6 protein-coding genes are annotated in these 14,951 nt (G+C 63.3%); 2 read left to right on the top strand and 4 right to left on the bottom strand.

The features are described 5' to 3' along the window. Together HMPREF2791_RS11955 and HMPREF2791_RS11445 are read left to right on the top strand one after the other, a co-directional pair. Positions 1 to 576, top strand: a 576-nt coding sequence (locus HMPREF2791_RS11955; protein ID WP_141764995.1) for a DUF3800 domain-containing protein, incomplete at its 5' end; no start/stop codon positions are given. A 279-nt stretch (positions 577 to 855) separates the two neighbouring features. Continuing rightward, positions 856 to 1,680: a hypothetical protein gene (locus HMPREF2791_RS11445; RefSeq protein ID WP_070474810.1), complete on the top strand. Its 825-nt coding sequence runs from the start codon at positions 856 to 858 to the stop codon at positions 1,678 to 1,680. A 215-nt stretch (positions 1,681 to 1,895) separates the two neighbouring features. Here HMPREF2791_RS11445 and HMPREF2791_RS11440 read toward each other — a convergent pair whose 3' ends face one another. The 4 genes from HMPREF2791_RS11440 to HMPREF2791_RS11425 all read right to left on the bottom strand — a co-directional run bounded on the left by HMPREF2791_RS11440 (position 1,896) and on the right by HMPREF2791_RS11425 (position 14,912). Next, a complete protein-coding gene (locus tag HMPREF2791_RS11440; protein WP_070845422.1) occupies positions 1,896 to 5,123 on the bottom strand; it encodes an alkaline phosphatase in 3,228 nt (1,075 codons plus the stop codon). Between the two features lie 122 nt (positions 5,124 to 5,245). Next, the gene (locus HMPREF2791_RS11435; protein ID WP_070845420.1) at positions 5,246 to 6,142 is read right to left on the bottom strand and encodes a hypothetical protein; all 897 of its coding nucleotides are present in this window, start codon (positions 6,140 to 6,142) and stop codon (positions 5,246 to 5,248) included. A 304-nt stretch (positions 6,143 to 6,446) separates the two neighbouring features. Beyond that, positions 6,447 to 13,382 carry a G5 domain-containing protein gene (locus HMPREF2791_RS11430; RefSeq protein ID WP_083328005.1) on the bottom strand — a complete coding sequence of 2,312 codons (6,936 nt, stop codon included), beginning with the start codon at positions 13,380 to 13,382 and terminating at the stop codon, positions 6,447 to 6,449. Positions 13,383 to 13,523: 141 nt separating this feature from the next. After that, on the bottom strand, positions 13,524 to 14,912 hold the full coding sequence (locus HMPREF2791_RS11425) for a hypothetical protein (protein ID WP_070845416.1): 1,389 nt from the start codon (positions 14,910 to 14,912) through the stop codon (positions 13,524 to 13,526). Positions 14,913 to 14,951: the final 39 nt, after the last annotated feature.

Here is a 14,951-nt window from a genome sequence, read left to right as displayed (position 1 = left end):
ACACCGTTACTAAACACGTGGTCTAAACACCAAGCCCACAAATTCCACCAAGAAATCCACTTCGCCGATATCAAAAACAACAAGGTCAACTTCTACTTTGATCTTGTCGAACTTCTAGCCGCAGCCGATGTACGCGTTGGCGGCTCCGTTTATGACTCCACAGGTTCTTTCCATCCCGACAAGGACACATGGGAACAGCAAGCAACCATGGCATCAAGGTTGATTCGCGGAAATATCAATCGCGGAGAACTTGTAAACGTCTTCGTCGATCTCGTTCAGACTCCCCGCGGGGAATCAGTAGCACAAACCGTGAAAAACGATGTTAACCGTGCCTTAGGAAGCCGATGCGTGCTGGAGGCCTACGACTTCAATTCTGAAGCAAGCGATTTCCTGCAGCTAGCCGATATTGTTGCTAGCTCAATAGCGTATGAGCGCCGACACGGAAGAATGGATCCAGCTCGACGCAACACTCCGAAGGCTCGAGTCGCAGCTCGCCTTCGCCGTGCGCTGGAATTAGATAGTTTTGACGATATTCAGCAGGGCAAAGTCAACATTGTGACCATGCGGGAGAAGTAACTCATTGACTTTGGCTCGCGCCACCCTATAATTAACTGACCGAGGGAATTGGGCTAGTTACCCACCACCTCTCGGACCGGCTGGGATTGAGTTCGCAGTACCGGATCGCGCATGAATCGTTGCGCATGACAAACGTGAGTGGTCTTCCATTCCTTAAGTGGGATGCGGGGACCACTCTTTTTCGTCCCGCCCTCCCCGTTAACACTCTCGCAACACGGCCCCCATCACACTGGTGCAGGTACCGCTTCGAGTACGCACCTACACCTTAAGGAGGCCCTCATGAAACGCATCATCACCAGCGCCGCCGCCTGCGCGATCGCTCTCGGCACCGTCGCCGCCCCGGCCCACGCCGCCACCGTCGGCGAGAAGGACGCGGACGGCAACTGCACTGTCACCCTCACGGACGCGGAGAAGGAGTTCATCATGGGCACCTTCGACGAGTCCAAGAAGATCGGCGAGCACGAGCGCGCCCGCGATTTCGTTGCTGCTGTGGAGACGGTCTACCCGGGCGTCATGTCCGCCAACGAGTCCGACCTCAAGGGCGAGGCACCGGATTACTCCAAGATCCTGCCGGCTGACCTGGTCAAACCGTACACCAAGGCACTGCGGACCCTCGACGAAACCGAGCCGACCACCGCCACCACCCTCGAGGATGTGGACACCGACGCGTGGCAGGTCGGCCCGTCGACCGCGCCGATGGCCGAGGCCCCGTTCACCGAGGGCACCAAGCTCTACGAGGCATGGTCCGCCACCCCCAGCGGCATGCTCGCCATGAACCAGCAGCTTATCGACGTAGCTAACGCCTCAGCCGCCGCCTCCTGCGCCAAGGGCGACGCGAAAGACATGGACTACCCCACCGCACCCATCGCCCTGGATAAGACCAAGCCGGGCATGGACAAGCCGGATATGGGCAAGGACACACCGGGTAAGGACAGCATGAAACCGCGCGACAAGGGCTCGTCCGAGATGGACGGCAAGGACGCCCCGAACGTCGCGGCCATCGTCGGCGGCGTGATCGCTGCCCTGCTGGCGCTGGCAGGCATCGCGGCAGCGCTGCCGATGCTGGGCATCAACGTGCCCGGCATGAACATGCCGCGCATGTAGCCCCCGCCCAGACACGCAACCAGACATCAAGCAGGCGTGCACCGCAAAACCCCAGGTCGCCAGCCCCGCTCAGGTCTGGTTTCACGCTGAGGTCTGCTTACGCCCCCGTAACCAGACCTCAGCGAACGGCACCGGGCAAGGAACGACGGCCCGGACATGCGAAACGTCCCGCCCTCGGTGCTGTGCCGGGGCGGGACGTGACGGGCTAGAAAAATTTAGCGCTTCGCGATCGGGCCGAGAACCTCATCGACCGGGAACGGGAAGAGCAGCGCCAGCAGCGAGAGCAGGCCCACGATGCCGGAGATCGCCAGAACGGCGATCAGGCCGACATTGGAGAGCGAGGAACCGGCGGAGCTCTGGGAAGGCTGCTCATCGGTCGTCGCCTCGACCGGCTTCATCTTGTTTTCGAAGGTGAGGCCGTGGTTGATGCTCTCGATGCCGAGGGCGTTGTTGACCAGGAAGAACAGGTCGGTCTGGTCGATCTGGCCGGTGACGTTCGCAGCACCCGGGCCGGACGCGGCCACGCGCAGCTGCGCGCCGGTGTGCTGCTGGCCGCCGAGCGCATCCTCGTCCTCGTTGGTCTTCGAGGTGGCGAAGTTCACGGCCATGGTGGAGCCTTCGACCGTGGTCAGCTGGGTGACGCGGCCGGCGGTGTTGGCGTTGTCGTAGGTGATCTGCGCGGTGTGAGCGTGGTCGGCGGTGGCTACGATCAGGGTCTCCTCGCCGGTTTCCTCGACCCACTTCTGCACGGCCTGGACGGCCTCGTCGAGCTGGCCGACCTCACCGATCAGGCCGCAAGCATCCGCCTGGTGGTCTGCCTTGTCCGGGGACGCGGACTCGACCTGGAGCAGGAAACCATTGTCGTTCTTGAGCAGCTCAAGCGCCTTGGTGGTCATCGCAGCCAAACGCGGGGTCTCCGCGGTGAACTCCGGGTTTGCCTCGCAGGTCGCAGCCTCGACCTCGCCGCCATCGGTGGTCGGGATGGTCTGGTTGAGCACGCGCGGCATGTTGCCCTCGGAGAACAGGCCCAGCACCGGCTTGTCGGCATTCGCCTCGGCGATGGCGTCCAGCTCAGAGGCGCTGGTGACAACCTGGTAGCCGTTGTCCTTCGCGTTTTCCAGCACGGTCTTGCCCGCGGTCCAGGTGTTGCCGTTCTCGCCCCACTGGCCGCCCTGCTTGACCTCGGTGTTGAAGTAGCTGCGGCCGCCGCCGAGGGTGACGTCGGCGCGCAGGTCCACGATCTGCTCGGAGATGGAGCCCAGGCCGCCGTTCTCGCGCAGCTGGTCGCCCTTAGCGACCTTCTTGTCGCCGGACGGTGCGTAGTAGGAGCGGTCGAGCGCGTGGGCTGCGAAAGCTGCCGGGGTGGCGTCCTGGATCTCGGCGGTGGAGACGTTGCCGATCTTCATGCCCTTGGCCTTGGCCAGCTCGCCGAGGGTGGCCACGGGCTTGCCGTTGTTGTCCACGCCGATGGCGCCGTTGTAGGCCTTCACGCCGGAGTTCCAGGCGGTGCCGGTCGCTGCGGAGTCCGCCACGTAGTTGGGCAGGCCGGTCTCCTTGTCCAGGGAGAACGTGGTGAGGTAGCCGGTGTAGTCCAGGTTGTCCAGGCCCTCGAAGCGGCCGGCGGAGCCCTTCAGGTAGTTACGCGCGGCGGTGATCTCGGAGTCGCCGGTGCCGTCTCCGATCAAAAGGACGACGTTCTTCGCCTTCGCGTTGTCGACGCCCTGGCCGTCGGTGCCAAACTGGGCGCAGTCGCCTACCTTCGGCGCCTCGCCTGCGGCGACGAGGTAGCACAGCTGGTCGTCCGGCTTCGCCTTGGAGCGGTTTGCCAGGGAGACGACCTTGTTGTCCTTGTTAATCTTCCACGGCTTCTGGCCGCCCTCGGTGCCGCCGTTGAGGCCGAGCGCATTCGCCATGACGTAGAAGGCGTCGGTCTGGTCGAGCTGGCCGTTGACGTTCTCGGAACCCGGGCCGAAGCCGGCGATGCGCACCTGGGAGCCGGTGTGCATCATGGACGCGTTCGGGGTGTCAAACGGGTCGCCGTTCTGCTTGGCGTCGAAGGTCAGGTTGCCGTCCTTATCCATCCACGGGATGGTGCCGAAGCCGACGGACATGGTTGCGCCGTCCTTCGGGGTCTTCAGGCGGGTCACGGCGGAGACGGACGGTCGGCCGTCCGGGATGATCTCGGCGGTGTGCGCGTGGTCGGCGGTGACCACGATCATGGTGTTGCCGTCTGCCTTGGCAAAGTCGAGCGCTTCCTTGATCACTTCGTCGATCTGATCGGTCTCACCGATCAGGCCGCACGCGTCCGCGTCGTGGTCGGCTTTGTCAATGGACGCGGATTCCACCTGCAGGAAGAAGCCCTTGTCGGCCGAAGGATCGTCGAGAAGCTCGATGGCTTTCTTCGTCATCTCGGCCGCGGAAGGCTCGTTGCCGCGGTCCGCCTCCTTGCACACCTCCGGCTCGGTGGTGCCGTCGGACTTCACCGGCACGGTGCGCTCGAACTTGCGGGTCATGTTCTTGTCGTGGAACAGACCCAGCACCGGCTTGTCCTGGTTTGCGACAGTGATGGCGTCGAGGCCCTGCTTGTCGTCCACGACCTGGTAGCCCTTGGCAATCGCGTTCTCGCGGACTGACTTGCCGGCCTCCCAGTCGGCGCCGCCGTCGTTCTTATCGGTCAGGAACGGGTTGCGGTTCTCGCCACCCTGCTGGACCAGAGCGTCGAAGTACTTGCGGCCGCCGCCAAGGGTGACGTCGGCGCGGGTGTCGATGATCTGCTCGGAGATGGAACCCAGGCCGCCGTTTTCGCGGGCCTCGTCGCCCTTGACCGGCTTCGCGTCGCCCGACGGCGCGTAGTAGCCGCGCTGGGAGATGTGGGAGTGCATCGCGCCCGGGGTGGCGTCCTGGATCTCCGCGGTGGAGACGTTGCCGGTGCGCATGCCGGCGTTCTTGGCCATCTCGAGCAGGTTCTCGTGCGGCTTGCCGGTGATGTCCACGGACAGGGCGCCGTTGTAGGTCTTCACGCCAGCGGACCAGCCGGTCGCGGACGCGGCGGAGTCCGTCACGTACTGGCGCTTGCCGTCCTTGCCGATGGCGAACGTGGTGTACGCGCCCGACGCGGTCAGCTCGTCCAGGCCCTCGAAGCGGCCGTTCGCGCCCTTGAGGTAGTTGCGGGCCGCGGTGATTTCCTGGTGGCCCATGCCGTCGCCCAGGATGAAGATGACGTTGCGGGCCTCGGCGTCGGAGTTGCCCTGGCCGCCCTTGCCAAACTGGGTGCAATCGCCCGGCTGCGGGGCGACGATGTTGCCGTTCGAATCGATGGAGATGCAGGTGTCTTTGCCGTTGAATGACTGCTCAGCGGTCTGAGCGATGCCGGTGGGCAGATTCGCCATCGCCAGCGCGGAGATGCTGACGACAGCCGCTGCTGTCTTTGAGGAGAAACGCATAAAGATTCCTTGAGGTAAGAGGGACGGTTTGTGTAACCACAGCGCAAGCTACTCCCAGGCGGCATACAGAAGGCTACGTTCAGGTGAATTTCAGGTGACGTTTATGTTTGCGCTGGTCGGGGTCAGCTTGCTCGTCGCCAAGCTTTCTGCTCCTGCCACTGCCGGTGCGTCATACCCACCCGGTTGGGCAGTCTCCTCACGCCGGGGTTGTAGTCGATGTGCCGCTGCAGCTGCCTGATCATCTCCGGCGCGTTCAGCTCCCTCCACCCCACGCGCTCGAACACCGCGCCCTCGTTCTGCAGCTGCTTCTCCCGGTGCCGCTCCCTGTTGATTGCCTCCACCGCGTCGCCCATCGCGCCGCTGGTCTTCTCCTCCCCGTCGCCCTCGAGAAACAAAAACCCGTTGATCAGCACATCTGCCCACGCCACCGTCATGTTCCCGTCGCGGTCCCTGATGCGGAAGCCAGCCTGAAACTCGAGCGTTTCCACCCCGGTGAGCTGCCCACTTGCGATCGCCTGCAACACCCCGTCTCGCAGGAGCGTTTCAAGCGGGCTTTGCGACGACTCCGCCGAACCCCGAATCAGCTCCCTAACCCCCGCCAGCCCCTTCGCCCGAGGCAGCGTCTTCGTGCGTTCGAGCAGCTCTTCTACGGTGAGGCTCGGCCACTTCCAGCGCGCGGACTCGATCTGCACGAGCGCTTCGCGCCTGCCGTGGTAGCGGTACGAGTCGAACAAGGTGTGGATCAGCGACGTCACGCGGACGCCGTCGTGGACAGTGACGTCGTCCGCGGTAATTTTGCCGTTGCGGTGCACGATCTCATCGTCGGTTTTTGGCTTCGCCCTCGCGCGGCAGTTGCTGAGATAGACCACGTCGACCTGCTCCACCCAATTCAGCGTGCTGATCCCCCGCAGACGCGCGGCCGCGGGGCCAGTGACGATGCCTTTGCGCAACCCTTCGGCCGTACGGCGGATGAACTCGAGTTCTTGGGTGCGTTTCTGTTGGTTCTTGTGCCCTCCCATGCGCTTAAGCTTTGTGCACCGGGAGGCGGAAAGCTATACCCAGCTGAAAATCTGGGGATAACTGGCTAATGGTGTGACGTTGCCTGTGGATAACTGCTGCGCGGCCGGGTGTGGTTGCTGAGGTCTGGTTTGGGCGACGCGACCAGACCTCAAGCCGGAACCAGACCTCAAGCACGACCGCGACCTGGGGTTTTACTGCTCCAGTTTCGCTGAGGTCTGGCTACGGTCCGGTAACCAGACCTCAAGAAGACACAGAAAAAGGCGGTTCCCGGAACATTCCGGGAACCGCCCTGCTTAGCGCGGACTACTTCGCAGAAGAACCACCCTCGCGGGAGGAAGATCCAGCCTGCCCGCCGTCCTCGGTGGAGCCGAGCACGGTCATGCCGTTGTCGAAGCCCTCCTCGGTACAGGCCTGCGCGATCAGTGTGCCAGTCAGCGCGACCGCAGCCAGGGCGCCGAGGGCGATGCCCACCGGGCGAAGCTGCTCGCCGTAGCCGGCGAAGCGCTGGTTGAACTGCTGGTTCAGCGCATTGGCCTGCGCCTCCGCCTGACGGACCCACTCCGGCTTCTCACGGCCGCCGTGGCCGAAGTCTGGGGTGTTCTCGCGGACGAACTGCTCCCAGCGTGCGTTGAGCTGTCCGGTTACCTGGTTGATCTGCGGGCCGAACGCCTCGTTGACGCCGTAGCCGACTGCGCCCAGCAGGCCGATCGGCAGCAGCCACAACAGCGGGCTGTTCGCGGCGAATGTGTTGGCGACGCAGCGCTCCGCGGACGAACCCTTCTCGTCCTCCGGTGCCTTCGGGTCCTCCGGCTTCGGCTGCTCGGGCTTCGGGTCCTCCGGATTGTCCGGATCCTCGACCGGCTTGCCGGTGCCCACCCGGATGATCAGGTTCTTCGGCTCGGAAAGCGTCTCGTCGGTCACCGTCGGGTCGCCGAGCTCCTTGCCGTCCTTCATCTCCCACACCTTGGTGGTGCGCTTCAGGCCGGTTTCACCGTGCGAGTCCACCTTGACCACACCGGCGGCCAGGGTGTCGTCCTCGATGAAGATGGTCTCGAACGGGATCGGCTCGGTGACAACCTCGCGCTTTTCCTGAAGCTCTTTGCCGGTGCCGATTTCCAGGATGTAGTCCTGCGCCTCGGTGACCGTGGTGGCGGTGTCGCCGACGTGCTGCACCAGGCCTGGCTTGCCCTCCTGGATCACCTTGTGTTCGCCGGCCGGCAGGTCCGGGTTCTCGCGGGTGATCACCTTGAACGGCAGTGGCTCGAGCCAGCTCAGCTCGTCCGGCTGCTTCGCACCGACGCGGACAAGGCGCGGGATGGCGTCCTTGATGTTCTCCACGCTGGTCTCACCGTCGACGGTGGTCACGCGGACGGTGCCCGGCGTGCCCTCGCGGACCACAACCTGCTCGCCCGGCTTCAGCGACGGGTCGAAGATCAGCTGCGTGGTCGGCGGCACGTCCAGCTCGGTCACGGACGCGTCCTTCGACGTCTTCTTGGTGCCAATGCGGATCACGGCGTTCTTCGGCTCGCGGGTGCGCTCGGTGTTCTTGGCCGGATCGCCGAACGGCTTGCCGTCCTTGATCTGCTGGGTCGTGGTCTCGACCTCTTCGCCGAACTCGCCCTGCTCAATCCGCTGCGCGCCTTCCGGCAGATCCGGGTCGTAGACAACCTCGGTCTCGAACGACACCGGACGGGTCACCTTGGTCACCAGCGTGTCCTCGGTCGGGCCGTACTCGACGATGCGCTCGACCGGCTTCTTGTCCTCGAACTTGGTCACCTCGCCGGTTTCCGGGTTGGCGGAGTACTTCGTGGAGCCGTTCTCGCCGACTTGCACCACTCGGGTCTCGCCCGGCTTCAGCTCAGGGTTCGGGCGGACAATGGTGTTGTACGGCACCTCGGTCTTCCAGGTGAACGGGTTGGTCTCCGCCTGCTTGATGCCCACGCGCACAACGCGCTGGACCGGCTTCTGCGTTTCAACCTCTTCGACCGTCCACACCTGCTTGCCGTCGACCATCTCCAGCTTCGGGCGGAGCGTCTTGGAGCCCGGGGTGCCCTCCTGATCGACGACCTCTTCGCCTGCGGGCAGGTTCGGGTCGTAGACAATGCGGGTCGGGTACGGCAGCTCGACGGTCAGGGGCTCAGTGCTTGGCGACGGCGCCGGCGCCGGCTCTTCCGGATCCGGCTGCTTCGTGCCCACTCGGATGATCGCGTTCTTCGGTGCCTTGGTCTGCTCAGTGGTCACGGTCGGCTCGCCGGAGGGCTTGCCGTCGACGATCTTCTGGGTGGAGGTCACAACCTCGGTGCCGAGCTCGCCCTGCTGATCGACGACCTGCTCGCCCTCCGCGAGAGTGTCGTCGAAGACGATCTCGGTGTCGAACGGCACCGGCTTTTCCACCTTGGTCACTACAGAGGTGTCCTCGGCGGCCGGGCCGTACTCGATGATCTCGTTGACCGGAGCCTTGGTCTGCTTCTCCTCCGGGGTCACCGTTGCCTGGTCGCCCTTGGCGGCGAAGTCAGCGGTATAGGTCTTCTCGCCCGGTACACCCTGCTGGGCAACCTTGATCTCGCCCGGCTTCAGCGCCGGGTTCGGACGAGTCTCAACCTCGAACGGAACTTGGGCGGTCCAGGTGACCTTCTCGGACGCCTCGGACGGCTTGGTGCCGACGGTGATGACCTCGTCGACAGGCTGCTTCGTGATCTCCTCGGTGATCTGCGGATCGCCCGGCTTGGAGTTGACGATGTCGCGCTTGATCGTCACCGTCTTCTCGCCCGGCTGACCCTTGGTGGTCACCTTGGACTCGCCGGCAGGCATGTTCGGGTCGTACTTGACCACGACGTTGTAGGGAGCCTCAGCCTTGTAAAGCTCGGTGTTCTCACCGGTGGTCTTGGTGCCGACGCGGATCTTGGCCTTCTTCGGGGCCTTGGTCTCCTCAACGTTGATTGCCGGCTCGCCGTCCGGCTTTCCGTCGACGATCTTCTGGGTGGAGGTGATGGTCTGCTCACCCGGCACGCCCTCTTCGTCGACAACTTGCTCGCCGTACTCGAGGGTGTCGTCGTAGACGTACTCGATCTCGAACGGGACCTCTTGGGTCTTCTTGCTGGTCAGTTCCTGGTCAGGGATGCCCGGTCCGACCTCGATGATGCGAGTAACAGGCTCCTTGGTGGTCTCTTCTTCAGCAACCTGCGCCTCAGAGCCCTTGGAGGTGAACTTGGCGGTGTAGGTCTTCTCGCCGTTCTCGCCTTCCTGGACGGTCTTCATTTCGCCAGGCTTGAGCTCCGGGTTCTCGCGCACCTCAGTCGGGTACGGAATCGGGAACTTCCAGGTCACGTCCTTGGCGCTCTCAGCCGGCTTGGTGCCGATGACAACGACCTCGTTCGTCGGCTCCTCGGTGCGCTCCCAGGTACCGTCCTGGTTCATCTTCTCCGCGCCAGGCACACCCGTGGTCTCAACCTTGTAGGTGCCGGCAGGGATGGAGTTGTCGTACTTGTACTCGACCTTGAACGGCACCTCGCGCGTGGGCGCATCCTCCACGTTCACCGTTGCTGTGGTGGTGTCCTTGGAGCCGTCCTCATACGTCACGATGACCGGGACGTTGATCTTGTCGCCTGCCTTGGCAGTTGACGACGCGGTGGAGATGACGTTGCCCTGCTTGTCCAAGCCGACAATCCAGTCACCGTTTGCGGTTGCAATCTTGTAGGTCGGGTTGCCGTGAGCGTTGTTCTCACCAGTGGGTTCGCTACCCGCTGGGAGCCCCGCCGGGTCAATGACAAACGGGTCTACAGCCGCATAGTTGACGTCTTGCGGCTTGTCCACGCTCAATGGCGAGGTAACCGTGCCGCCTGGGCTGACCGTCTCAGTCGGGAAGGTCGGATTGGCCTCCCAATTGTTGGTCATCTTCACCACGGTGGCCACGGGGACCTCATCAATCGAACCATCAGGGTAGGTGACGGAGACGTTGTACCTGTGCTTGTCGCCAGGCTTGGCGTTTGCAGGCGGGGTCACTGAAACTTCGCCGGTGGCGGGATCGATCTTGTACGTCCAGCCGTCGACAGTAGTCTCAGTGACCGGCTCATCGCCCTGCATACCGAAGGAGAAGGTCGAACCATCCGGAATGTTGTTCAGGTTGATGTTTCGCTTCAGCTCTTCGCCTGGGCCCGCATCCTGCACGGAGTAGGACGGCTCATAGACGTCCTTCTGCGACTCCCTCACTTTGAACGGCGCCAAGATAATGTCCTGGGAACCGTCGAGGTAGGTCACGGTCACAGGCACCTGAATGCCGTCGCCCGCCTTGGCCGTCTTCGGCGGCGTTGCGGTGACAACGCCGGTTTCATCAACCTTGACTGCCCAACCATCAACAGTGTCAGGCACGCTGTAGCGCTTCGACACGTCCGTAGCCAGGTCGCGATCAGGGACCTTCGTGTCCTCCGTGATGGAGGAGGCAACACCCTCGCCCGGCTTGGTGGTCTTCTGCTCGTACTTCGGCTCATAAATCTGACGGTGCTCGCCCTGAGCCACCACAGTGGCGATCGTGAAGTCCGTCGAACCATCCTTGTACGTCACACGCACGGGAATGTCCGCGGACGAGCCCGGCAACACGCGAGCAGCAATTGGCGTCTTGATCTCGCCCGTAACCGGGTCAATCTTCACCTGGTCCCAGGTGAGGTTACGCGGCGGCGCAATGTAGTCTGGGTCATTCGGGTCAGTGACCAGGGAGAAGCGCGGCTCCGAGGCGTCGCTGAGGTTCTTGCGGTCAACCTGGCTTGTCACCGTTGTTCCGGTCTTTCCCATCACCGTTGGGTACGACGGCTGGTTGGCACGCGCGTGGGTCCCAACCACCGTGAAGTCTGCCGGCACCTCAGCCGTAGAGCCATCCGGATAGGTGACATGTACCGGGATGGAGACGGACTGACCATTCGGAACGCTTGGGCCTGGGGTCGCGGTGATGGTACCGCTTTCGTCAATAGTGAACTCCCAGTCCTTCGGCCACTGATTCTTCGGCGGCAGCTTGAACGTAGCCAACTTCGGATCGGTCAGGAGGCTCTGGAACTCGGTGCTCACCGACTCCCCTGCCTTGGTCAGCTTCGGCTGGTAGTGCGCGGTATCCTCACCCGACTTGTCACCGATCACGCTGATGGTGCCGGTAGTGATCTGCGGGTTTGCGCCGGTGGCATAATGCACCTTCACCGGCACGGTCAGCTGTGCGCCAGGGAAAACATTAGGCGGGATGGTGGTGGACAGTACACCGGTGTCCGGGTCGATCTGGAGCGTCCAATCCCCAGTCGTGTACTCGGTGGAGCCGTCCTCGAACGTGTAGCGGTTCGGCTCTTCGTCCGTGTCCTTGCCCCCCTGCCCCACCGGGGGCATGACCGGCTGGAGCGACACTTCCTCATTATTTTTACCGGAGACCGCGGTGTAGTCCGGCACCTTCACATTGTTGATCACCTGGAAGGTCAGCTTGACAGTGTCGCTGGTGCCATCCGGGTAGATGCCCTTAATCTCTGGGGAGATCGTGGAGAAGTTCGGAGCGTCTAACGGTGCGGTCGCGGTGACCGTGCCGTCGTCACCCACCTTGACAGTCCAGCCCTCCGGCACAGTGCTCGGATCGACTTCATACTTCGTCGGCTGGACGGGGTCGCGGTCTTCAAAGACAGGATCCCAAGTCAGCTGCGCGTCGATGGGTTGGCCCGGAACACCCGTGGTGGTCCCAGGGCTAACCAGCGTAGTGACCTGGGTGTTATTGGGGTCCACAACAACAAGTAGCGGAATGATGTCACGGGAACCGTTGGAGTAGGTCACAATGACGCGCGGCTGCGCGAAGGTCCCTGGCCGCGGGTCCTTTGGCGCGGTGACGGTGACTTCATAGGTATTGGGATCCATCTTGACATCCCAACCCGAATAGACGTTCTTCTTGTCCAGCTTGACCTCGGCATCAACGCCGCCGTCCTCACGCTTCTTCACCAGGTCCGCAATCTTGTCCCCGGCTTCCTTGAACGTGACCACCTGGCGTTCCTTGGTGGGCTTATTGTCTTCCACGCCGGAAATAATTGCCTGCTGATCGGGGTCATACTTCGGGTCGTGGAACTGGGTGTCGTCGAAGCTCCACTGGTGGTTGGCGATTACGTTCGGCTTGTTATAGCGCGGCAGCGAGTTGGAGCTGTCGAAGGCCTGACCTTCGCCACCGTTGTTGTTCTCAACGGCTACTTGGAGCTGTTCCACAGAACGAGGCTTGGCCAGCACACTAAAGCGCATGCCCTGCTGATCGCTCAGTTTCGTGCCCTTGTACTTCGGCATGGTGTAGAAGATCTCGCCGGTAGTCTCATCAATACGTACGCTCGGCGTATCAGCGCCGGAAGCATCGGTATCGCTTGTACCGATGAAGTTACCCTGGGCGTCGTAGGCCTCCACGACCATGCGGGACATGGAGTCATCGGTGCCGCCGTTCTGCACAGCCGGAACATTGATCTTGCCGACCTTGAGCTCCTCGCCCGGCCTAATGACCAACTTCTCCCGGTTCTCCCACGACACCGTGATCGGGTTACACTCGATGTTCTCACTCGGCCACGGGTTCACTACGGCGCGGAAGCTTTGGTTGGCCCCGTGGGTGGCCCTTGGCCCATCAGGATTTTCCTTCGTATAGTTTCCCTGCCAGGCATAACGTACTGGGTTAGCGGTAGTGGCCTCAGCGAACTGCTTGACTTTCGCATCGGTCAGCTTCGCATTGAGATTCAGGGGTCGTTGTGGCCCAGAAGCAGTAATACCGAGGATTTCGTCGGCCTTGTGCGTAACCACCTTGTCAACAAGGGTCTGACCGGCATTCATAGCGGAAATTTGAGCTGCATCGAGGTACGTGCCCATCCTGCCATTATTGGTAAAACCCCAATCGGCGAACGTGCGGTCCTTCGAGTTATCAAAGGAGACGCTCAAGCCCCAGGCTTTCTTGTCGGGGCTGCTCGCAGACGGTTCAGAGGTATACCAGCTGAAACCAGCCTGGCTGCCCTGCTGAGAGTTGTCTGCCTGAACAACACACGAACCGGCGGGCAGGTCGGAGGCCTTCTGGGCGTCCTTCTCCACCGCGCCGGACTTGTCACGGATGCCGCCGGAGAGTGTGGCGGCCGCAGCCTCCGGCGCAAGCGGGCCAGGGGCGACGACACTCAGGCCGCCAAGCGCGAGCGCGATTACGGACGAGGCTGCGATGCTGCGCGAAGTTGTGTTGCGTAGACGCCGAGTTGATTCAGCCACTAGGACTCCTTCTCCGATCCGCGGAGCGGATGCCCTTGCAGCCGCGCCGCCACTATGAAATGTTACGCCCCGCCGAATGGAGGGGACAGATAACAACACATCTTAAAGAAATGCTGAACATGTGTCTAGCTAAACTTTTGCTTAACGACGGCTTCGCAACCCCACCAACCCGGCCCCTGCCAGCACCATGGAGAGCAAAACCGCCGAGACAATGGCGCGGTAGTCGCCACCATTGCCGCCCGCGGACACTGCCGTGGCAGCCCAATGCATTGGCGCCACCTGCGACATTAATGTCCAGACCCTATCCACTTGTGCGGTGGTGGCTGTACGCCATACCCAGCCGACAAGACCAGTCTGCACGAGCGCGAGCACCCCGGCAAGGCCCAAGCCCACTCCAGCGCCGAGTGATCGATTTAACACGGAAGCGAGGCCGGCGCTTGCCAAGGTGCCCATAAGCAGACCCATAAACGAAATTACATATTCCCGCACGCTAAAGCCGGAACCGATCACGCCCGCCAGGACGGTGCCGGCCGTCGCAATAAACACGGAACCGGCCCCCAGGACCCACCAGCGACCGCGGGTGGCGAACCACGCGGCAGCGGCAAGCGCGGTGCCGCCCAGCACCGCCATGGCTGCCAGCAGCATCGCCGCCACCGGTGCGAGCGTGGAGCCGGCCGGCCCGGACTCGGCGGCACCCGGCGCGGCCGCCGGCACCGGCAGGGCCGCGCGCACAGCGGAGACCTTGTCGGCGTTCATGCCAGCCATCTGGTTGATCTTTTCCACGCCTGCGACCAGTTCGTCGATGCCGCCGGTGGCCTGCCCGGTCTGCGCCTGCAGGTCCCGCAGGCCCGCGGCCAGTTCGGCGGAGCCGTTGGTGGCTGTATACATACCGTCGTGGTAGCCGTAGCCCGGCACGGCGAGTTGGTTGGCCAGGTCGCGGGAGCCGTCGCGAAGCTGGTTCATCTTCGCCACCACGTCCGGCGGCAACTGGGCGGTCTCCGCCTGGACGCGCAGGTCCTTCAGCGACTCGCGAGCCTTGACCGCCTCCGGGTCCTTCGCGCCTTTGAGCTCCTCCATGGAACGGTCAATCGCGCCGACCACCTGCCCGCGCACCGCCTCAAACCCGGAGACCTGGCCGACTACCTCGCCGATGGAATCCGCCAACTGCGTCGCACCCGCACCAAGCTGGCCGGTGCCAGCCTGGAGCTCGACCATGCCGTCGGCGAGTTGCTGGGATCCGGACTGGGCGGCCGCGAGGGCGTCGATAAGCTGCTGCGTCTGCCCCTGCGCCTCGCCTAAGCCTTCGGCGAGCTGGCCCGCACCCTCCTTGAGCACCTTCGCCTGCTGGCCGGCCTCGCCGGCGGCGCGGCGCGCGTCCCCAAGATCGTCCGGGCCCACCTGCGGGGCGCCGGAGACCTCCTGATCACGCCCCGCGTTCGCCCACGTGTCGGCCGGACTCATGGGCAGAAACGCCCCGACAACCAGCGCCAGAAGCGCACACACCAACCGCCACGCGTTGCCCGATTTCATGGGACTGTTCTTAGCACCCGCGCCCGCCTTGCTGCGGGA

The sequence above is a fragment of the Corynebacterium sp. HMSC034A01 genome (assembly GCF_001838175.1).
GTDB lineage: Bacteria > Actinomycetota > Actinomycetes > Mycobacteriales > Mycobacteriaceae > Corynebacterium.
Note: the sequence above shows the minus strand (reverse complement) of the source record. Positions and strands in the feature narration are given on the sequence as shown.